Origin of the sequence: Mycobacterium sp. smrl_JER01, from assembly GCF_048513595.2 — a bacterium.
Classification (GTDB): Bacteria; Actinomycetota; Actinomycetes; order Mycobacteriales; family Mycobacteriaceae; genus Mycobacterium.
In genome coordinates, this window is record NZ_JBLXXK020000001.1 from 4,453,665 (window position 1) to 4,473,420 (window position 19,756).

Consider the following 19,756-nt stretch of genomic DNA (forward strand, 5'->3'; position numbering starts at 1 on the left):
CAGTCTAGGCACTGCGTGGGTGCTGTGATCGCCACGCCACTTCACGGTGGCGGCACCTGATAGTCCAAGCCGGTACGGTCGATCTGTGTCGGAACAGCGCGCGCGGCCTGCGGTGGCCCTCGAACACCGCTCCGCGCACCCGAATATCGCCGGGATTCCGTGGTGGGGCGCCATTCTGACGGCTGTTATCGCCTGTCTCATCGGTTTCGCGTTCGATGCCGCCTTCGACGGTGCCCGGCTCACCGCCGCGTTCGCCACGCTCTATGTCGCCGGATGTCTGATCGCGGTCCTCGCCGTCGCGCAGTCTGGCCTGTTCACCGCGGTCATCCAGCCCCCGCTGGTGTTGTTCGTCACAGTTCCGGCGGCCTACTTCATCATGCATCGCAGCGATATCCAGGGCCTCAAGGATGTCCTGATCAACTGCGGCTACCCGCTGATCGAGCGGTTCCCGCTGATGTTCTTCACCTCCGCGGCCGTGCTGTTGATCGGACTCGCGCGATGGTATTTCGCCAAGTCCGCTCCAGCGGTCGCATCGCAGGAGCCCATCCACGCCGGCTCGCGGACAGCTGGACTGTCCGCCCTGCTGGCGTCGTTGTGGGGCGGCCGCGCCGCCGTCTCCGCCGATGGGCAGGAGGCGCAGCCGGGGACGGCCGGCGGTCGCCGGCGCACCGCACCCAGAGCCGGAGCCCGGGCCACGCGCGAAGGGCGGCGGAGTGCCTCCCGATCCCGGCACGCACGTGCCGCCGAGACCGAGATCCTCGACCCGGTTTCCGACCGGCCCCGTCGCCGCCGGCCACGACCCGACGACGATGCGCCACCCGAGCGGCGCCGTCGCGCGGACCCGTCGGCCAGGCGCGAACCCCGCGAGCGGACCGCCCGGCGCGACCCCGACCCCCGCGAGCGGACCGCCCGGCGCGACCCCGACTCCCGGGAGCGGCGCGACCCCGACTCCCGGCCGCGACGCGACCCCAGCACACGCCAGCCACGCGATCCGGCAGCCCGAACGCGACGGGACCCGGCCGCCCGGGAACGGCGCGATCCGGCGTCCCGCCAAGCCCGCGAGCGGCGCACCCGTGACGACCGCCGTGAGCGCCCGAGCCCGCCGCAGGAGCGCTCCCAGCGTCGGCCCCGCTACGCCGATTACGAACCGGCCGATTACGAACCGGCCGATTACGAACCGTTCGACCCGTACGGTTCCCAGGGCCCGGGCTCACACCATCCGATCTCGCGCGTGCGCTACCGCGGTGACGACGCCGACGACGGCGGCGAGTTCCGACCGCGCCGACGTCCCGGTCGAGATGTCGACGCCGACCGGTGGGAGTACGACATCTGACCGGCTACCGGCTCGGGCCTCGACTGTCGACGGCGGTGCCGTTGCGGCGCGGACCGGGGCGGGTGAGCAGCACCATCACGCTGACCGCGCCGACCCACGCCGGAAACACCAGGGTCACCCAGAGGTTCAAGCTGACGACGACGATCAGCGTCGCCGCGACCAGATAGGTGGCCACTGCCGTCCATCGTGGCATCAGCCCGGTGCGCAGCCAGATGGTGGCCAACGAGATCATGAACACCGCCGCCAGCCGGACCCCCCACACATTGCTGACCTGGAGCATCAGCGATCGGCCGAAGTAGATCAGCCCGTTGGCTGCCAATTCCGGGACCTCTGCGATGGTCAGGATCGCACCCGCGATCGCCATCGAGACCGCGGTCATCGCCAGGAACAGCAGCCCGCTGCCGAAGAACACCGACGCGAAGAAGCGATCCTCGAGATCGCCCAGGACATCGCGCATCACCCCGATGAACCAGAGGAACGACACGGCGGCCATCGGCGCCAACACCAGCGCCGCCGCGATTCTGGTCCGGCCGCTGCCGACCCACGCTGTCTGGGCGAACGGATCGTCGGGGATGGCGCTGCGCAGCAATACCAGGCTGGTGGCGAACAGCACCGCGAACAGGACTCCGGCCACCGCAGCCGAGCGCGGCGTCGTCAGCCGACGGAGGCGAGGTTCGCGGTCGACAGCGCCCATGCCGTCACAGCCTCAGCATCACACCGAGCAGAGCGATGACGCCCAGGCCGGCGATCAGCGCCGCGAAGATTCCGGCCAGCGAGCCCGGCATGGGGCCGAAGTCCGAGCGCAGCGCTCGCATCGCCTGACGGTGCTGGACCCATGCCAGGATCAGCGCGACGAGGCCGATGACGATCATCGCCACGCCGACGATCTGCGGGCTGACCAACGGTGCCCGCAGGCGCTCTGATGCCGACAGGTACCGGAAGATCTGATAGATGGTGAATCCGAACGCGATCAGCGCCGTCGCCGTGCGGATCCAGGCCATCAGGGTCCGCTCCTGAGCGAGGCGGGTGCGCTCGGCCGCCAATCGCGTGTTCGCGTCCAGGGGGTCGTTCGGCATGGCATCCCCTCGAAACGGTGACGGCCTCACAAATATTGACTGCACGGTCAGGCGCCGAGATTACTATGCGCCAGTGGGCGTCCAGAAGGCGGCGCCGACCGCGACGGCGCCGCAAGCCTTCGACATCGAGAGGCGCGGAAAATGAGCGACACACCCAACATCCTCATCATCTGGGGCGACGACATCGGCCAGAGCAATCTCAGTTGCTACAGCGACGGCCTGATGGGTTACCGCACCACGAACATCGACCGGATCGCCGCCGAAGGCGCGCGTTTCACCGACTATTACGGCGAGCAGAGTTGCACCGCGGGCCGTGCTGCCTTCATCACCGGGCAGAACCCGTACCGGACCGGATTGACCAAAGTGGGTCTGCCGGGGGCGCCCATCGGCCTGCAGGCGCAGGATCCGACGATCGCCACCGCACTCAAGGCGCGCGGCTACGCCACGGGACAGTTCGGCAAGAACCATCTGGGCGACCGCGACGAGTTTCTACCGACCATGCACGGCTTCGACGAGTTCTTCGGCAACCTGTACCACCTCAACGCCGAGGAGGAACCCGAGAACGTCGACTACCCGAAGGATCCGGCGTTTCGAGAGAAATTCGGTCCCCGCGGCGTCATCCATTCCTGGGCCAACGGTGACGGCACCCAGCGGATCGAGGACACCGGCCCGCTGACCAGGAAGCGAATGGAAACCTGCGACGACGAGTTCCGGGATGCCGCAATCGAATTCATCACACGCCAGCACGACGCCGGCATCCCGTTCTTCGTATGGTTCAACTCCACCCACATGCACTTCCGCACCCACCCCAAACCGGCGAGCGTCGGCCGATCGGGCCGTTGGCAGTCCGAGTACCACGACACGATGCTCGACCACGACGACATCGTCGGCGATCTGCTGAACACCCTCGACGAACTGGGCATCGCCGAGAACACCATCGTCATGTACTCCACCGACAACGGTCCGCACATGAACAGCTGGCCCGACGCGGGGATGACACCGTTCCGCAACGAGAAGAACTCCAACTGGGAGGGGGCCTACCGGGTACCGGCCGTGGTGCGCTGGCCGGGACGCATCCCGGCGGGCACCGTCCTGAACGGAATCGTCGCCCACAACGACTGGTTCGTCACCCTGCTGGCAGCCGCGGGAGACCCGGATATCGCCGAAAGACTCAGGGCAGGAACCGAATTGAACGGCACCCGCTATAAGGTGCACCTCGACGGCCACAACCAGCTGGACTATCTCACCGGGGCGAGCGACACGAGCGCGCGGCAGCATTTCTTCTACGTCTCCGACGACGGTGACCTGACGGCCCTGCGCTACGACAACTGGAAGATCGTCTTCATGGAGCAACGCCAGCAGGGCACGCTGGCGATCTGGCTGGAGCCCTACACCGTGTTGCGCGCGCCCAAGCTGTTCAACCTGCGCACCGACCCGTACGAGCGCGCCGACATCACCTCGAACACCTACTACGACTGGATGATCGACCGGATCTGGGTCTTCACCCCGGCGCAGGCCTACGTGGCCGAGCAGCTCAAAACCCTCGTCGAGTTCCCGCAGCGCCAGGCTTCGGCGAGCTTCAACCTGGAACAGGTGATGGCCAAACTTCAGGCAGGCATCCCCGGCTCCTGAATCGCGGCGCGTCAGGGGATCGCGCGTAGGAAGCGCCCCGCGGCATCCACCGCGGGGCCCGAACTTCCTGCGTCGCTGACGAATACCGCCAGCGCAAGGTCTCCGCGGATACCGACGAACCAGCCGTGGGCATGCGTGTCGTTGATGTACTCGGCGGTGCCGGTCTTGCCGAGCAAGCCGGGGATGTCCTGTAGCTGCGTGGCGGTCCCCCCGGTGATGGTCTCGCGCATCATCGCCCGGACCTGTTCGTCCACCGTGGCCGGCAGCGGTTGCGGAGCACGGTCGGGCACACCCGGTGCGCCCGACACGATGGCCGGCGCGGGCACCGTTCCGCGCGCCAGCGTCGCGGCGACCAGCGCCATCCCGAACGGTGACGCGGTGACCTGCCCCTGTCCGATCCCGGCCTCGACGCGCTGCGCCGAGGTGTCGGCGACCGGCACCGAACCGGTCACCGTGGTCACCCCGGGCGCGACGAAGTCGATGCCCAGACCCAACTGGGCGGCGGCTGTGGTGAGGCCGTCCGGGGGCAGGTTGACCGCGAGCCGGCCCATGGTCGTGTTGCAGGACCGCGCGAAGGCCGTGTGCAGCGGGACATCTCCCAATGCGAAGTTGTCGTCGTTCGGGATCTGCCTGCCCTCGATGTTCTCGGTGCCGGGGCAGGCGACGATACTGTCGGGGGTGACCTGCCCGGCCTGCAAGGCGGCCGACACCGTCACCGTCTTGAATGTCGATCCCGGCGGATAGAGCCCGGTCAGCGCGATCGGGCCCTGCGCGTCGGCCGGCGCGTTCTGCGCGACGGTGAGCAGATCACCGGTGGACGGCTGGATCGCCACGACCACCGCCGGGGTGGCCAGCGGTTCCAGCGCGGCCTCCGCGGCGAGTTGCATACCGATGTCGAGCGTGCTGGCAATGTCGCCGACCGGTTCGGCGTCGCGGCCACCGACCCGGTCGACACCCGCCGCGGTGGCAGCGGTGACGGCCCATCCGCTCGCCGCGTCGGTGCGCTGCTGCCAGAGGTCGGCCAGACCCGAAAGCGTCGGCGAGGTCAGGGCCCGGTCGGTGGCCAGCAGCCGGGTCTGCGGACGTAAGGTCACGCCCGGCAGCGCCGACAGCTGCGCCTCGATGGGCGCCAGATCCTCGTCGCGCAGGGTGATGGCGGTGACCGGCGCACCGGCAGCAGCGGTGAGGTCGGCGCCCAACGACTCCGGCGTGATACCGGATGCAATCGGATTGAGCAGCGCAGCAACGGTATTCACATCTGCACCGGGTGCGAGGTCGACGAGGGTGACGATGTGTTGGGTGAGCAGTTCGGCGCCGGTGCGGTCCAGCACGCGCGCCGCGGGCTGCGGGACCAGCGTGCCGTAACTGAGCGGTCCGGTGTCGAGACCGGGGGCCACCGTCGCCGGGTTCCATTCGACGGCCCAGTCGTCACCGTCCGCCGCGGCGCTGCCCTCGGCGGTATAGGTCCACTCGTTGTTCTTCTCGGGTCCGAACTTCCATGCCGCCGCCAGCGTGAAAGTCGCCCCGTTCTCGTCGCGCCCCGTCGATGCCACCTCGAACTCGACGTCGGTGCCCAAGCTCGCATACAGCGCGCCGAGGGTCTCGCGGGCGGCGGCCTCGTCATCGGTCAGTGCTGCCGCGGCCGGGGCGTCACCGCGGCTGAGCGCCTCGGCGAAGCTGCGCACGGTCGATTCCAGCCGGTCCTCGGCGTTGCTGCAGCCGGTCAACATCAGCAGGACGGCCACCAGCACGCACGAGAGGCTTCGGTAAAGATGCTTCACGTTCGCCGAACGTACCCGTCAGGTGCGGGCCGGCCGGATCTCGCGGGGTAGCGCGAACACCAACGTCTCATTGGCTGTGGTCACCGGTTGCACCGTGCCGAATCCGAGTTCGGCGAGTCGGTCCAGCACACCGCGGACGAGGATCTCGGGAACCGACGCGCCGGAGGTGACGCCGACTGTGGTCACACCCTCCAGCCAGGCCGGATCGATGTCGTCGGCGTAGTCGACCAGATGTGCGGCGTCGGATCCGGCGCCCAGCGCCACCTCGACCAGGCGCACCGAGTTCGACGAGTTCTTCGAGCCGACCACGATCACCAGCTCGCATTCCGGCGCCATCGCCTTGACCGCGACCTGGCGGTTCTGCGTGGCGTAGCAGATGTCGTCGCTCGGCGGATCCTGCAGTGTCGGGAACTTCTCCCGCAGCCGTCGCACCGTCTCCATCGTCTCGTCGACGCTCAGCGTGGTCTGGGACAGCCAGATGACCTTGTCCGGATCGCGCACGGTGACGTTGTCCACCGCGTCCGGATTGTCCACAACCTGGACGTGGTCGGGCGCCTCGCCGGCAGTGCCGACCACCTCCTCGTGGCCTTCGTGGCCCACCAGCAGGATGTCGTAGTCGTCGCGGGCGAACCGTTTGGCCTCGTTGTGCACCTTGGTCACCAGCGGGCAGGTGGCGTCGATGGTCTTCAGGTTGCGGGCGGCGGCTTCGACGTGCACCGTCGGGGCGACGCCGTGCGCGGAGAACACCACGATCGCGCCCTCGGGCACCTCGTCGGTCTGCTCGACGAACACCGCACCGGCCTTGGCCAACGTGTCGACCACGTAGCGGTTGTGCACGATCTCGTGCCGCACGTACACCGGGGCGCCGTGTTTCTCCAGGGCCCGCTCGACCGTCTCGACGGCCCGGTCCACACCTGCGCAGTACCCGCGGGGTTCGGCCAGCAGGACACGTTTACCTGCCGTTGGTTCGACGACCGAGCTGGCGGCGCCCGGAATCCCCATGTTGACGGTCGGCGGCATGACACCAGGGTACTTACCCTCCCCGGTACGTGCCCAGCCGTAGGCTGGGCCCATGTCAACTGCACCGTATGGGGTCCGGCTGCTCGTGGGCGCGGCGGTGACCGCCATCGAGGAAACCCGCAAACTCCCCCAGACCATCCTCATGTATCCGATGACCATCGCCAGTCAGCTTGCGCAGTTGGTCATGAAGGTGCAGCAGGACGTCGCGGTGTTGGTGATCAAGGGTGACGAGACCATCGAGTCGATCTTTCCGCCCAAGGACGAGCAGCCCGAGTGGGCGACCTTCGACGAAGATCTGCAGAGCCCGGCCGAGGACGGCGATGTGGTCGACGTGCCGGTCCGCGACGGTGAGCGGCTGACCGAAGGCCGGTTCGCGCTGTTCAGTGGCGATCCGGAGGCCGCCGCGAAGGCGGCGACCGACGAGGCCGCAGCCGCCACGACCGGACAGGCCGCCACCGGCACGTCCACCGCCGACACTCCGCAGATCGTGGCCGAGATCGAATACGAGTCGTTGACATTGGCCCAACTGCGCGCCCGCCTGACATCGCTGCGCGTCCCGGACCTCGAGGCGCTGCTCGCCTACGAGGAGTCCACCAAGGCGCGCGCACCCTATCAGACGCTGCTGGCCAACAGGATCACCCGCGCGTCGGCCAAGTGACCCCGGCGAACGGGCCGGCTAGTTCCCCGGCGAGCCGGGCAGACGGTGCCGCCCTCGGCCAGTCGGCGGACAACCCTTTTCCCGTCCGCGGCGTCGCGATCCGGGTGGCGGGGTGGATCGACAAACTCGGGGCGGTGTGGGTCGAGGGCCAGATCGCCCAGTTGACTCTGCGCCCGAACTCCAACACCGCGTTCATCACGCTGCGCGACCCGGCGGCCGACATGTCGCTGTCGCTGACCTGCCCCCGTGACCTGGTGGTCAACGCGCCGGTCCCGATGACCGACGGCACCCAGGTGATCGTCTACGGCAAACCCAACTTCTACACCGGACGAGGCACGTTCTCGCTGCGGGTCAGCGCCATTCGGGCGGTGGGCATCGGCGAGTTGCTGGCGCGGATCGAGCGGTTGCGGCGCCTACTCGAGGCCGAAGGCCTGTTCGATCCACACCTGAAGCGTCCGATCCCGTTCCTTCCGGCCACCATCGGATTGATCACCGGGCGCGCGTCGGCCGCCGAGCACGACATCATGGCCGTGGCGTCCGGACGCTGGCCTGCGGTGCGGTTCGCGGTGCGCAACACCGTGGTTCAGGGACCCAACGCGGTCCCCCAGATCGTCGAGGCGCTACGCGCCCTCGACGCCGACCCCGCCGTCGAGGTCATCGTGCTGGCCCGTGGCGGCGGCAGCGTCGAGGATCTGTTGCCGTTCTCCGACGAGACCCTGTGCCGGGAGATCGCCCGATGCACCACACCGGTGGTCAGCGCGATCGGCCACGAGCCCGACACCCCGCTGTGCGACCTGGTCGCCGACCTGCGCGCGGCCACGCCGACCGATGCCGCCAAGCGGATCGTCCCCGATACCGCGGCCGAACACGCGCTGGTCACCGACCTGCGCCGGCGCAGTGCGCGCGCCCTGCGCAACTGGGTGAACCGGGAGGCCCATACCGTCGCCCAGCTGCGCAGCAGGCCGGTGCTGTGTCGTCCGCTGGCCGCGATCGACGCGCGCGCCGAGGAGATTCACCGTGCCCGGGCCACCGCCCGGCGCGATGTGACGCGGCTCCTGAACGCCGAAGCCGATCGGATCGGCCACCTGGCGGCCCGGTTGGCGACCCTCGGCCCCGCAGCCACCCTGGCCCGCGGCTACGCGGTCGTCCAGGCAGTACCCGAGGACGGCGCCGCTCATGTGCTGCACTCGGTCGCCGACGCCCCAGCCGGTGCGCGGCTGCGGATCCGGGTGGCCGACGGGGCGGTGACCGCGATCAGCGAGGGAGAGCAGTTATGAAGCCTATTAGTGAGCTCGGGTACGAGGAGGCCCGCGATGAGCTGATCGCGGTGGTGGAGCGTCTCGAGCACGGTGGCCTGGATCTGGATGCATCGCTGCAGCTCTGGGAAAGAGGCGAACAGCTCGCTAAACGGTGCGAAGAGCACTTAGCTGGCGCACGGAATCGGGTGGAGCGGGCACTGGCCGCCCAGGACCAGAGCGAAGACTGACCAGACCGGGGTCCACCGTCCGGGATCTCGAAATTGGAACATGTTTCAGTTATTCTGCCCGCATGGGTGATGCATCGCTGCAGACTGAGCTCGGCCGGGTGCTGGTGACCGGGGGGTCCGGCTTCGTCGGGGCCAACCTGGTCACCGAACTGCTCGACCGCGGCCACCAGGTGCGCTCGTTCGACCGGGTCGACTCGCCGCTTCCACACCATCCACGCCTCGAGGTGCTCCGCGGCGACATCACCGCCGTCGACGATGTCGCCGCCGCGGTGGACGGCATCGACACCGTCATCCACACCGCCGCCATCATCGATCTGATGGGTGGGGCATCGGTGACCGAGGAGTACCGGCAGCGCAGTTTCGCGGTGAACGTCACCGGTACCCGGCACCTCGTACACGCCGCGCAGAAATCCGGTGTCCAACGCTTCGTCTACACGGCGTCCAACAGCGTGGTGATGGGGGGGCGGCGCATCGCCGGCGGCGACGAAACCCTGCCCTACACCGAGCGGTTCAACGATCTCTACACCGAGACCAAGGTGGCCGCCGAGAAGTTCGTACTGTCCCAGAACGGGGTGTCGGGCCTGCTCACCTGCTCGATCAGGCCCAGCGGTATCTGGGGCCGCGGCGATCAGACGATGTTCCGCAAGGTGTTCGAGAGTGTGCTCGCCGGCCACGTCAAGGTGCTCGTCGGCAGCAAGAACGTCAAGCTCGACAACTCCTACGTACACAACCTGGTGCACGGCTTCATCCTCGCCGCGCAACATCTGGTCGAAGGCGGCACCGCCCCCGGTCAGGCGTACTTCATCAACGACGGCGAACCGATCAACATGTTCGAGTTCTCCCGGCCGGTGGTCGAGGCCTGCGGCGAACCCTGGCCGAGGCTGCGGGTGCCGGGCCGGCTGGTGTGGTTGGCCATGACGATGTGGCAGTTCCTGCACTTCCGTTTCGGCCTGCCCAAACCGCTGCTCGAACCCTTGGCGGTGGAGCGGCTCTACCTGGACAACTACTTCTCGATCGGCAAGGCCGAGCGCGACCTGGGCTACCGGCCCCTGTTCACCACCGAACAGGCGCTGCAACAGTGCACGCCCTACTACGTCGAGCTGTTCCACCGGATGAAAGCCGAGGCCGCCCAACCTGTGGTGCACGCCGCCGCCCCGGTCCCACCGAAAGGCTGACACCGAGGACTCGATCTTCTGATACGACCGCCCGCGACGGAGGTCCGTCCTAGGGTCGATCGCGTGCTGGATTCCTGGACCGACGGTCCCACCAAGGCGGCGATCATCGCGTTCGTCGAGGCCGCCGCCGAGACAGTCTCGCCCGACGAGCGGGTGGCGGTGTTCGACAACGACGGCACCCTGTGGTGCGAGAAACCGGCGTACATCCAGCTCGACTTCCTGGTCCGCCGGCTGGCCGAACAAGCAGCCGCCGACCCGTCGCTGGCCCGGACCCAGCCGTACCGCGCCGCGGTCGACAACGACCTGGCGTGGTTCGGCGATGCGGTCACCATGCACTACAACGGCGACGACACGCAGTTGCGAGTCCTGGTCGGCGGCATCCTGTCCGCGTACGCGGGCCTGACGGTCGAGGAGCACGCCGAACGGGTGCAGGCGTTCTTCGCCGAAGCGCGCCACCCCACCCTCAACCGCCCCTACACCGCATGCGGCTACCACCCGATGATCGAGCTGCTGCGATACCTGGAGGCCCACGGCTTCACCAATTACATCGCCTCAGGGGGTGGCCGGGACTTCATGCGGCCGGTCGCCGAAGCGTTGTACGGAATCGCGCCGGAACGGGTGATCGGCAGCTCGGTGGGGTTGACGTTCGCCGACGGTCACCTGCACACCACCTCGACGCCGGAGTTCTTCGACGACGGACCGGTCAAACCGGTCCGCATCTGGGGCAGAACGGGTCGGCGGCCGATCTTCGCCGCCGGGAACTCCAACGGGGACATCGAGATGCTGCAGTTCACCGCGGCGGGTACCGGGCCGACGATGGCCATGCTGGTCCGCCACGACGACGCCGAGCGCGAATTCGACTACACCGCGGGCGCCGAGAAGGCCGTCGATCTCGCCGGCCGCAGCGGTTGGAGGGTGACCAGCATGCGTGACGACTGGACCACGGTGTTCAGTGCCTGATCGAGCCGGTATCGGCACCGACTGGGACATGGTGTGGATCCCGGGTCAGAGCGCCGTGCTCGGATCCGACACGCACTACCCCGAGGAAGCCCCCACCCGCACCGTCACCGTGGACGGATTCTGGATTCAACCGCGGCAGGTCACGAACCTGCAGTTCGCCGAGTTCGTCGCTGCGACAGGGTATGTCACCGTCGCTGAGCGTCCGCTGGACCCCGCCGCCTATCCCGGGGCGCCGGCGGAGAACCTGGCGCCCGGCTCGATGGTGTTCACCAGGACCGCCGGTCCGGTGGACCTGCGCCACCTCAGCCTGTGGTGGGCATGGACTCCCGGTGCGCACTGGCGCAGACCGGCCGGTCCGGCGTCGTCGATCGACCGGCGGGCCGATCACCCGGTGGTGCACATCGCCTTCGAGGACGCCGCCGCCTACGCCGACTGGGCAGGCCTGGCGCTGCCCACCGAAGCCCAGTGGGAGACCGCGGCCCGGGGCGGGCTCGCCGGCGCGACGTACACCTGGGGTGACGAACCCGAGGCGTCCGGTCAGCAACTGGCGAACTACTGGCACGGCGACTTCCCGTGGCGACCCGAGACCGGCTACGGCCGCACCCGCCCGGTCGGCAGCTTCCCGCCGAACGGCTACGGGTTGTACGACATGGCCGGCAACGTGTGGGAGTGGACGACCGACTGGTACTCCGATCACCCCGCCGGCGCACCCTGCGGTGAGGCAGCGAGCCGGGACCCGCGCCAACCACAATTCGCAGTGCCGCGCCGAGTGGTCAAAGGCGGGTCGTATCTCTGCGCCGACGACTATTGCCTGCGCTACCGCCCCGCAGCCAGGAGGCCGCAACCGGTCGACACCGGCATGAGCCACATCGGATTCCGCTGCGTGGCGCGCTGACCCGCCCCGGTCACAGCGGGTGACTGACCAGGCGAACCAGGTCGGGAACCTCGGAGGCGCAGATCGGCCGCCCGAAGAGGTAACCCTGGCCGACATCGCAGCCGCGGTCGCGCAGCCAATCCGCCGTCGCGGCATCCTCGACACCCTCGGCGACGACCGTCATCCCCAGATCGTGGGTCAGGTCGATGACCGCGCGGACCACCGCCGCAGCCCGCGAGTCGCAGGTGACCGACGCGATGAATCGGCGGTCGAGTTTGATCTCGTCGATGAGCAGGTCCCGCAGATACGACAGCGCGGAGTAGCCGCTGCCGAAATCGTCGATGGATACCCGGATTCCACGCTCTCGGAGTTGACCGAGAGTTTCGGCGGCCAGCTCGAGGTCGTTGATCACCAGATCCTCGGTGATCTCGACGGTCAGGAAGTTCCCCGGCAGACCGCGGCTCTGCAGCGCAGCCAGCAGCGCCGCGGGCAACCGCTCGTCGCGCAACGACGGGGCGAATACGTTCACCGCCACCGGCATTCGCACACCGGCGGCCAGCCAGCCCGCGGCGTCGTCGAGGACCTTTTCGACCACCAGATCGGTGACGGGCTGCATCAGACCGTGCTCGCGCACCAGCGGCATGAACGTCGCAGGACGCAGCAGCCCCAACTCGGGGTGCGGCCACCGCAGCAGCCCCTCCACCCCGATGACGCCGCCGGCGCGCAGATCGACCTTGGCCTGATACACCACACTCAGCTCACCGTTGTCCACGGCGTCGCGCAGTTCGGCCAGCAGGCGGACCTTCGCCGCGGCCGCCGCCCGATCGGTGTCGGACAGATCGGCATCGGAAGCCGTTGGCGCCGTGGCCATATCGAAGGTGTGCACCCGCGACGAACCGGACCGCTTCGCGGCGCGGACGGCGATATCGGCGCGTTTCATCATGGTCGCGGGAGCGACCTGCGACTCGTCCGGGGACGCCACCGCGACCCCGACGCTGGAGCGGATGGTCACCGGCTGACCGCCCACACTGAACGGCTCGTCGAAGGTCTTCACCACGCGCTGCAGCACCTCACGAGAATCTTCGGGATCCCCTTCCAGCAGCAGGAAGAACTCGTCACCGGCGAAGCGGCCGACGGTGTCCCCCGGCCGCACACAGTCGGCGATCCGTTGTCCGGCGCTGACCAGCAGACGGTCGGCGGCCGGATGGCCCAGACTCTCGTTGACGAACGAGAAGTCGTGGAGATCGAGTGCCACCACCGTGACCGCGCGGCCATCGCGCGACCGCAGCGTCAACGCGTGGGTCAGCCGATCGCAGAACAGTTTCCGATTGGCCAGTCCGGTCAGCGGATCCTGCAGCGCCTGATCGGCCGCGGCGCGCAGCCACTGCCGGTTCTCCCATGCCGCCACCGACTGCCTCAGACACACCGCGACGACGATCGCCGGAACGACGAACCGCTCCAAGCCGGTCATGACCAGCGGCGGCCCCACCGTGCCGGCCAGCAGCAGCGGCACGTAGGGCGCCCACAGCGCAGTGTTGGACGGCACCGACACCGTCGGGGTGCGCAGCGGCGGGCTCCCCCTGCTCATCAAGGCTGCGGCGCAGATCGCGACCAGCGTCACCGCCCAGCCCGTGTCGATCAGGCTGCCGGTCGCATAACTGCCCACCGCCACGGCGTAGGCGAACGCACTGTCGGTTACCGCCATCACCGCGAACCCGAACACCAGCAGCCCGAGCACCGCCCGCTGATGCACCTCGACCCGGGCCAGCACCGTGACCGCCACCGCCAGGATCACGACGTCGATCACCGGATACACCAGCGCGAGCCCCACCTCGAGCAGGTCCTCGCGGTAGGTGTCGTAGACGTTGTGCAAGGCGAGGATCCACGCCAGCAGAAACGACGACAGGGCGATCGTCACACCGTCGAGCGTGATCCGCAGACCGGCCCGTTTCCGGGACCAGACGTCGAACGGCGCCATGGTCAGCACGGCGGGGATCGCCAGCACACAGAAGGCCAGGTAGAAGAAGTCGGCCGGCGACGGGAACGGGTCCATACGCAGCACGTACTCGCACAGGAACCAGATCAGGTCGGCGAGCGCCCAGCACACCAGCGCGGTCGCCATCACCGTCCAGGCCCGGCGTAGCCGGTCCTCGGTCGCACGGGCCGCCAGCACCGCGCACCAGGCGGCGTACGAGGACAACCCCAACACGATCAGATCGTCGATGACCGCCACCGGCTCACCGTCGCCGACAGCAAGCAACCCGGCAAGTGCGACGGTCAGCCCGATCGGCACCGCCATCCATGGCCCTACCGCCCGGAGTCGTTCACCACCCACGGCACCCCCATGCCCTGCAACGTCCGATGGCGCTGACGCTAACGCAAAAAAAGCGCACCGCACGGCGTTTGCTGAACACCTCGGCTGCAAATATCGCGTCCCCGGCGCGACCCCGTCGACCCGACGGGTTGCCGCGCGCGGTCAGCCCGCCTCGGCGACCCTCTTGATGGCGGCCAGGGTGGCCGGGATGCCGCTGCGCGCGGCCGCGCTGCGTGCGGCGATCTCGCTGTCGGCGGCCGCGCCGTAGCGTTCGCGGAATCCGGCAACCCCCTTGGGCCGCAGCTCCCAGGATTCGGTGAGGCGGGTCCCGTCGCGCTGCGCGGTGAACTCGTAGCCCCAGTACACCCAACCGTCGTTGACCTCCCAAGCGAAGCGACGGCCGGGGTCGGCCACGACGACCTGGCACCGGGTTTCCCAGGTTCGCTCCGGGGTCTCGTTCCGGCCGGTGAACCACGCCCCGACCCGGGGCCCGGCGCCCTCATCCCACCAGCAGGCCTTGCAGATCGGGCTCCATTCACCGGTGCGGGTGATGTCGGTGACCAGCGCGTACAGCTGGTCGGCCGGCACGGCGACGACGATCGATTCGGACATCTGCAGCTCGGTCACCGGGACGAGTCTGCCAGCCCGAGGGGTGCGGCGACTATTGCGCTTTCTGGTTCCGGATGTGACGTTGGAACACGTTCTCGTTCCATTGTCGTTTCCCCACCGGAGGGTCCACACCATGAACCATCGCGACGAACGCGTCGCCGTCATCGTCGGCGGGGCTTCCGGGATCGGGTGGGCCACCGCCACAGCACTGGCCGCGCAGGGTTGTCGGGTCACGATCGCCGATGTGAACACCGACGCCGCCGGCGAACGGGCCGCCGAGCTGGGTCCCGGGCACGCCGCGGCCCATGTCGACGTCACCGACGAGGACTCGGTGCGACACCTGTTCGACGGCACCGGCCCGATCGACATCGCGGTCAACTGCGCCGGATTCAGCAACGTCGGTCTGATCACCGAGATGCCCGCCGAAGATTTCCGTGCCGTGGTCGACGTCTGTCTCAACGGCGCTTTCATCGTCACCAAACACGCGGGCCGGCACCTGCGGGTGGGCGGTTCGTTGGTGCAGATCAGCTCACTGAACGGCAGACAGCCCGCGGCCGGTATGAGCGCCTACTGCGCGGCCAAGGCCGGGCTCTCGATGCTCACCCAGGTCGCGGCGCTCGAGCTGGGGCCGCGCGGCATCCGGGTCAACGCGGTCGCCCCGGGCTTCGTCGACACCCCGCTGACAGCAGCGGCCGCCGCGGTGCCCGGCGTGGTCGAGGACTACCTCGACAACACCGCGCTCGGACGCGCCGGCACCCCCGAGGACATCGCCGAGGCCGTCGTGTACCTGTGCGCTGACGGATCGTCCTGGCTGACCGGCGAGGTCCTCGACATCAACGGCGGTGCCCATCTGAAGCGCTACCCGGACATCATCGGCCATGTGATGAAACTGGTGGAGCAGTCGTCCTGACTTACCCGTCCGGCACCGCCGACACCGGATAAGGTTGCCCACGGCATCCGAACGGGCGGGGCCGGAAGGGTGCGCATGAGAGACGATTTCACCCTCAACCAGAAGCGCGCGCTGGCGGTGCTGACAATCATCGCACTCGGTTTCGGCGCCTACTTCCTGCGCAACTACCTGCTGCTGATCGCCGTCGCCGCGGTGCTGGCGTACCTGTTCAGCCCGCTGTTCGGGCGGCTGCGAACCAAGATGGGCCCGGGCGGCGCGGCGACCCTGACGCTGCTGGCCGCCATCGCGACGGTCGCGCTGCCGCTGTCCGGGGTGATTTTCCTGGCGTTTCTGCAGATCAGCCAGCTGGTCGACGGCATCAGCACCTGGGTCGACCAGACGGATTTCACCGCGCTCGGTCAACGGTTGCTGGACTCGGCCAACGAGGTGCTGGCCCGGATTCCGTTCATCGACACCACGCTGACACCCGAATCGGTGCGTGACACGCTCGCCGGCATCGGCCAGCGCGCGGGCGAGTTCGCGCTCGGCGTCGCCCGCGATTCGGTCGGCGGGATCATCTCGACGGTGACCGGGCTGATCATCTTCCTCTACGTGTTCCTGGCGCTGCTGACCAACGGGAACAAGGTGCTCGACCTGTTCCGTGACCTGAATCCGTTGGGCGAGCAGGTGTCCGACATCTACCTGGCGAAGATCGGCGCGATGGTCTCGGCAACTGTCAAGGGACAGTTCATCATCGCGGTCTGCCAGGGTGTGGCCGGCGCGATCTCGGTGTACGTCGGCGGCATCCACGATGCGTTCTTCATGTTCGTGATCTTCCTGACCGCGTTGTCGTTCATCCCGCTGGGCAGCGGGATCGTGACCATCCCGCTGGGTATCGGGATGGCCGTGTTCGGCAATCCGGTCGGCGGCATCTTCGTCATCGCCTTCCACGTCATCGTGGTCACCAACATCGACAATGTGCTGCGGCCGTTCCTGGTCCCCAAGAGTGCGCACCTGCATCCCGCGTTGATGCTGCTGGCGGTGTTCGCCGGACTGCACATGTTCGGATTCATCGGCATCGTGCTGGGCCCGGTGCTGATGATCGTGATCGTGACGACGGTCAGCGTGTATCTGGTGGTGTACAAGGACGCGCCGCTGGAGTCGATCACCGGTAGCAGAGCCGACCCCGACGAGGACGCCGCCGAGCGGAAGGTCCCGTGGTGGCGGCGGCTGCTGCCGGGCCGGGCGAAACCCACACCGCAGCCCGACCCGGGCCGCGACGAGGAGCCGGCGCAGGCTAAGCCAGCCGGGCCGTGAGGAATTCGACGACCCGCTTGCGCGCCTCGTAGGCGGGATGTCCGTCACGCTCGACGACCTGGTCGGTCAGCACCGAATGCGCAGCCCGACCGATGCCGGCGACGTTTCCCGGCTTCGAGTCGATCTCGATCACCTCGAACGCGTCGCCGAGCCGGGCCTTGAGCGTGGTGAACCGGGCCCGCGGAGCCATCGGGTCTTCGCTGAAGCGCAATCCCATCGCGCACAGTCCTTCGTCGGCGGCACGGCGCTCGATGACCTTCAGTTCGGCCTCGGACAGTCCCGGGTCGCGGCGTTGCCGCGGTGTCAGCGGCAGCGGCAACGACGGCTGGCTCATCACAGGCGCCAGCACGCTGTCGTCGACGGCGGCGGCCAGCGCGAAACCGCCGGTGAAGCACTGCCCGATCACACCGACACCCTTACCCGGCGTGGCGGCGTTGAGCGCGCGGGCGAGCGCCCGCAGATAGTGCGCCACCGGCCGATCGGCGTTGGTCGCGAAGGCCGCGAACTCCTTGGCGATACACCCCTTCACGAGCGCGGGCAGGGCGCCGGCGCCGAGGGCGGGCGCCCCCGGCGTCCCGAACAACGACGGAGCCCACACGGTGAACCCGTTGTCCACCAGGTGATTACCGAGTGCGAGTACACCGGGGTGCAGGCCGGGCATCTCCGGGATGAGGACCACGCCGGGGCCTTGGCCCTTGCGGTACACGTCGTGGGTGAAACCGGCGGCGGTGAACGGCTCGGCGGTCCATCCGTGCAGATCTGCTGTGGGCCCGCTCATGGCGTCTCCTGGGTTACGTGACCGGCAGCGGCGGCTGGGATTGCGTCGCCGCCGCCAGCGTACGGTACTCGTCCGTACCCGCGGCGCCGGTCACGGCAAGCTGGGCGGGGCCGGTCGGCCCCCGGACCTGGGCGGTCCACACCGGCTCGTTGGCCCTGCCGTCGCGCTCGCCGCCTTCGTACACCACCCACCGGACCCCGTCGACGTCCTGCACTCCGGTCGGCACCAGCTCCGGGCTGAAAGACGAGACCAGCTTCTCCTCATCGGCGTTGCTCTGGGTGACGCTCAGATACATCCCGCTCGGGGTCAGGTACCCGACGACGCTGCCGATCGCACGTACCGGCTGCCCGGTCACCGGATCGGTACGTCCGCCCTCGATGCCCTTGCGGCTACCGGAGTTCGCCTGCCAGCTGTCGGGGAGCGCAGGCAGCCGGATCGGGATCTTGAGCGCATCGGCGTCGGCCTGCAGCGCGGCGGGAGCGTCGTACTCGGGCGTCGGCCCCGGCCCTGGGCCGGTGGGCGCGAACGAGCACATCCCGAGCAGCCCGGCCAGCACCACGCAGGCCAGCACCAGCGGGGCCATCGACCAGAACATATCGCGGCCGTCCTGCAGCAGGCGCGACTTGGCGGGCGGCGCGACCGGCGTCACGACATACTCGACAGGGCGCTGGCCTGCAGCGTCGGGTCCGCGCCCGGGGTCCCCGGCGACCTCGTGGCCCGGCTCGGGCGGCGTCGTCATGAGAGCCAGTATCCCAGCTCCCGATTGTGCACCCGGTAATGGGAGAATCTGCCCATGACGCCATCGAGACGTGAATCACCGGACCGCAACCTGGCCCTCGAGCTGGTGCGAGTAACCGAGGCGGGCGCGATGGCGGCGGGACGCTGGGTCGGGCGCGGCGACAAGGAGGGCGGCGACGGGGCGGCCGTCGACGCGATGCGCCAGCTGGTCAACTCCGTGTCGATGCGCGGTGTGGTGGTCATCGGCGAGGGTGAGAAGGACAACGCGCCGATGCTCTACAACGGCGAGGAGGTCGGCAACGGCGACGGGCCCGAATGCGACTTCGCGGTCGACCCGGTCGACGGCACCACGTTGATGAGCAAGGGTATGCCGAACGCGATCTCGGTGCTCGCGGTGGCCGAACGCGGCGCGATGTTCGACCCCTCGGCGGTGTTCTACATGAACAAGATCGCCGGTGGGCCCGACGTCGCCGACTTCATCGACATCACCTCGCCGATCGCGGCGAACATCCAGCGGATCGCCAAGGTCCGCAAAGCCTCGGTCTCCGACATCACGGTGTGCATCCTGGACCGGCCGCGGCACGCCAAGCTGATGGCCGACGTCCGGGAGGCCGGTGCGCGCATCCGCCTGATCTCCGACGGTGACGTCGCGGGTGCCATCTCGGCCTGCCGGCCCGATTCGGGCACCGATCTGCTCGTCGGTATCGGCGGTACCCCCGAGGGCATCATCACCGCGGCGGCGATCCGCTGTATGGGCGGTGAGATCCAGGCCACCCTGGCTCCCACCGACGACGAAGAGCGGCAGAAGGCGATCGACCGCGGCTACGACCTGGATCGGGTGCTCACGACCACCGATCTGGTGTCCGGGGAAAACGTCTTCTTCTGCGCCACCGGCGTCACCGACGGCGACCTGCTCAAAGGGGTGCGGTTCTTCGGCGGCGGGTGCACCACGCAGTCGATCGTGATGCGCTCGAAGTCGGGCACCGTCCGGATGATCGACGCCTACCACCGGCTGTCCAAATTGAACGAGTACTCCGCGGTGAACTTCACCGGCGACAAGTTCGCCGCCTACCCGCTGCCCTGATCCCCCCGAACTCGAAGTGCCCTGACCTGTTT

The 19,756-nt window shown here is 68.6% G+C and carries 19 protein-coding genes; 11 read left to right on the plus strand and 8 right to left on the minus strand.

Translation table 11 applies throughout. The features are described from left to right. Positions 1 to 85 precede the first annotated feature (85 nt). Positions 86 to 1,333, plus strand: coding sequence for a DUF6542 domain-containing protein (locus ACNUDN_RS20715; RefSeq protein ID WP_419123641.1), 1,248 nt, complete (start codon positions 86 to 88; stop codon positions 1,331 to 1,333). A gap of 4 nt (positions 1,334 to 1,337) precedes the next feature. Here ACNUDN_RS20715 and ACNUDN_RS20720 read toward each other — a convergent pair whose 3' ends face one another. Further along, on the minus strand, positions 1,338 to 2,027 hold the full coding sequence (locus tag ACNUDN_RS20720; RefSeq protein WP_419123642.1) for a hypothetical protein: 690 nt from the start codon (positions 2,025 to 2,027) through the stop codon (positions 1,338 to 1,340). A 4-nt stretch (positions 2,028 to 2,031) separates the two neighbouring features. Next, entirely contained in the window at positions 2,032 to 2,409 is a 378-nt protein-coding gene (locus ACNUDN_RS20725; RefSeq protein WP_419123643.1) for a YidH family protein, read from the minus strand. A 141-nt stretch (positions 2,410 to 2,550) separates the two neighbouring features. On the opposite strand from ACNUDN_RS20725, the gene ACNUDN_RS20730 reads away from it, so the two are divergent. Then, positions 2,551 to 4,041, plus strand: coding sequence for an arylsulfatase (locus ACNUDN_RS20730; RefSeq protein WP_419123644.1), 1,491 nt, complete (start codon positions 2,551 to 2,553; stop codon positions 4,039 to 4,041). An 11-nt stretch (positions 4,042 to 4,052) separates the two neighbouring features. On the opposite strand, the gene ACNUDN_RS20735 is transcribed toward ACNUDN_RS20730, so the two are convergent. Beyond that, on the minus strand, positions 4,053 to 5,771 hold the full coding sequence (locus tag ACNUDN_RS20735; protein ID WP_419125241.1) for a penicillin-binding transpeptidase domain-containing protein: 1,719 nt from the start codon (positions 5,769 to 5,771) through the stop codon (positions 4,053 to 4,055). 69 nt (positions 5,772 to 5,840) lie between these two features. Then, positions 5,841 to 6,842 (minus strand): 4-hydroxy-3-methylbut-2-enyl diphosphate reductase, encoded by a 1,002-nt coding sequence (locus ACNUDN_RS20740; RefSeq protein ID WP_419123645.1) that lies wholly within the window; start codon positions 6,840 to 6,842, stop codon positions 5,841 to 5,843. 52 nt (positions 6,843 to 6,894) lie between these two features. Between ACNUDN_RS20740 and ACNUDN_RS20745 the strand changes: the two genes are divergently transcribed. The 6 genes from ACNUDN_RS20745 to ACNUDN_RS20770 all read left to right on the plus strand — a co-directional run bounded on the left by ACNUDN_RS20745 (position 6,895) and on the right by ACNUDN_RS20770 (position 12,016). Then, positions 6,895 to 7,500, plus strand: a complete 606-nt coding sequence (locus tag ACNUDN_RS20745) for a lipid droplet-associated protein (RefSeq protein WP_419123646.1) — start codon at positions 6,895 to 6,897, stop codon at positions 7,498 to 7,500. 98 nt (positions 7,501 to 7,598) lie between these two features. Continuing rightward, entirely contained in the window at positions 7,599 to 8,777 is a 1,179-nt protein-coding gene (gene xseA / locus ACNUDN_RS20750; protein ID WP_419125242.1) for an exodeoxyribonuclease VII large subunit, read from the plus strand. Then, positions 8,774 to 8,986 carry an exodeoxyribonuclease VII small subunit gene (locus ACNUDN_RS20755; RefSeq protein ID WP_419123647.1) on the plus strand — a complete coding sequence of 71 codons (213 nt, stop codon included), beginning with the start codon at positions 8,774 to 8,776 and terminating at the stop codon, positions 8,984 to 8,986. Before xseA ends, ACNUDN_RS20755 begins: the two co-directional genes overlap by 4 nt. A 62-nt stretch (positions 8,987 to 9,048) precedes the next feature. After that, a complete protein-coding gene (locus tag ACNUDN_RS20760; RefSeq protein ID WP_419123648.1) occupies positions 9,049 to 10,161 on the plus strand; it encodes a 3-beta-hydroxysteroid dehydrogenase in 1,113 nt (370 codons plus the stop codon). Positions 10,162 to 10,224: 63 nt separating this feature from the next. Further along, positions 10,225 to 11,121: an HAD family hydrolase gene (locus ACNUDN_RS20765; protein WP_419123649.1), complete on the plus strand. Its 897-nt coding sequence runs from the start codon at positions 10,225 to 10,227 to the stop codon at positions 11,119 to 11,121. 28 nt (positions 11,122 to 11,149) lie between these two features. Next, positions 11,150 to 12,016 carry a formylglycine-generating enzyme family protein gene (locus ACNUDN_RS20770; RefSeq protein ID WP_419125243.1) on the plus strand — a complete coding sequence of 289 codons (867 nt, stop codon included), beginning with the start codon at positions 11,150 to 11,152 and terminating at the stop codon, positions 12,014 to 12,016. A 10-nt stretch (positions 12,017 to 12,026) separates the two neighbouring features. Here the strand turns inward: ACNUDN_RS20770 and ACNUDN_RS20775 are convergent, their stop codons facing one another. Further along, entirely contained in the window at positions 12,027 to 14,294 is a 2,268-nt protein-coding gene (locus ACNUDN_RS20775) for a putative bifunctional diguanylate cyclase/phosphodiesterase (protein WP_419123650.1), read from the minus strand. Between the two features lie 177 nt (positions 14,295 to 14,471). Then, a complete protein-coding gene (locus ACNUDN_RS20780) occupies positions 14,472 to 14,936 on the minus strand; it encodes an SRPBCC family protein (RefSeq protein ID WP_419123651.1) in 465 nt (154 codons plus the stop codon). 115 nt (positions 14,937 to 15,051) lie between these two features. Here ACNUDN_RS20780 and ACNUDN_RS20785 point away from each other — a divergent pair, with 115 nt between their 5' ends. Further along, a complete protein-coding gene (locus ACNUDN_RS20785) occupies positions 15,052 to 15,828 on the plus strand; it encodes an SDR family NAD(P)-dependent oxidoreductase (protein WP_419123652.1) in 777 nt (258 codons plus the stop codon). Between the two features lie 75 nt (positions 15,829 to 15,903). Beyond that, positions 15,904 to 17,124, plus strand: coding sequence for an AI-2E family transporter (locus ACNUDN_RS20790; RefSeq protein ID WP_419123653.1), 1,221 nt, complete (start codon positions 15,904 to 15,906; stop codon positions 17,122 to 17,124). Here ACNUDN_RS20790 and ACNUDN_RS20795 read toward each other — a convergent pair. After that, positions 17,105 to 17,902, minus strand: coding sequence for a dienelactone hydrolase family protein (locus ACNUDN_RS20795; RefSeq protein ID WP_419123654.1), 798 nt, complete (start codon positions 17,900 to 17,902; stop codon positions 17,105 to 17,107). The two genes, ACNUDN_RS20790 and ACNUDN_RS20795, sit on opposite strands and share 20 nt — an antisense overlap. Positions 17,903 to 17,915: 13 nt before the next feature. Beyond that, positions 17,916 to 18,641 carry a DUF4245 domain-containing protein gene (locus ACNUDN_RS20800; protein WP_419123655.1) on the minus strand — a complete coding sequence of 242 codons (726 nt, stop codon included), beginning with the start codon at positions 18,639 to 18,641 and terminating at the stop codon, positions 17,916 to 17,918. A gap of 54 nt (positions 18,642 to 18,695) precedes the next feature. On the opposite strand from ACNUDN_RS20800, the gene glpX reads away from it, so the two are divergent. Beyond that, positions 18,696 to 19,724 (plus strand): class II fructose-bisphosphatase, encoded by a 1,029-nt coding sequence (gene glpX, locus ACNUDN_RS20805; RefSeq protein ID WP_419123656.1) that lies wholly within the window; start codon positions 18,696 to 18,698, stop codon positions 19,722 to 19,724. Positions 19,725 to 19,756 lie beyond the last annotated feature (32 nt).

What these genes read in the sequence shown, in the direction of transcription:
- glpX (WP_419123656.1), top strand. Translation starts at nt 18,696, where the DNA reads ATGACGCCATCGAGACGTGAATCACCGGACCGCAACCTGGCCCTCGAG.
- ACNUDN_RS20795 (WP_419123654.1), bottom strand. Translation starts at nt 17,902, where the DNA reads ATGAGCGGGCCCACAGCAGATCTGCACGGATGGACCGCCGAGCCGTTC.
- ACNUDN_RS20745 (WP_419123646.1), top strand. Translation starts at nt 6,895, where the DNA reads ATGTCAACTGCACCGTATGGGGTCCGGCTGCTCGTGGGCGCGGCGGTG.
- ACNUDN_RS20720 (WP_419123642.1), bottom strand. Translation starts at nt 2,027, where the DNA reads ATGGGCGCTGTCGACCGCGAACCTCGCCTCCGTCGGCTGACGACGCCG.
- ACNUDN_RS20770 (WP_419125243.1), top strand. Translation starts at nt 11,150, where the DNA reads ATGGTGTGGATCCCGGGTCAGAGCGCCGTGCTCGGATCCGACACGCAC.
- ACNUDN_RS20760 (WP_419123648.1), top strand. Translation starts at nt 9,049, where the DNA reads ATGGGTGATGCATCGCTGCAGACTGAGCTCGGCCGGGTGCTGGTGACC.
- ACNUDN_RS20730 (WP_419123644.1), top strand. Translation starts at nt 2,551, where the DNA reads ATGAGCGACACACCCAACATCCTCATCATCTGGGGCGACGACATCGGC.
- ACNUDN_RS20800 (WP_419123655.1), bottom strand. Translation starts at nt 18,641, where the DNA reads ATGACGACGCCGCCCGAGCCGGGCCACGAGGTCGCCGGGGACCCCGGG.
- ACNUDN_RS20775 (WP_419123650.1), bottom strand. Translation starts at nt 14,294, where the DNA reads ATGGCGGTGCCGATCGGGCTGACCGTCGCACTTGCCGGGTTGCTTGCT.
- ACNUDN_RS20755 (WP_419123647.1), top strand. Translation starts at nt 8,774, where the DNA reads ATGAAGCCTATTAGTGAGCTCGGGTACGAGGAGGCCCGCGATGAGCTG.
- ACNUDN_RS20735 (WP_419125241.1), bottom strand. Translation starts at nt 5,771, where the DNA reads ATGTTGACCGGCTGCAGCAACGCCGAGGACCGGCTGGAATCGACCGTG.
- ACNUDN_RS20725 (WP_419123643.1), bottom strand. Translation starts at nt 2,409, where the DNA reads ATGCCGAACGACCCCCTGGACGCGAACACGCGATTGGCGGCCGAGCGC.
- ACNUDN_RS20785 (WP_419123652.1), top strand. Translation starts at nt 15,052, where the DNA reads ATGAACCATCGCGACGAACGCGTCGCCGTCATCGTCGGCGGGGCTTCC.
- ACNUDN_RS20790 (WP_419123653.1), top strand. Translation starts at nt 15,904, where the DNA reads ATGAGAGACGATTTCACCCTCAACCAGAAGCGCGCGCTGGCGGTGCTG.
- ACNUDN_RS20740 (WP_419123645.1), bottom strand. Translation starts at nt 6,842, where the DNA reads ATGCCGCCGACCGTCAACATGGGGATTCCGGGCGCCGCCAGCTCGGTC.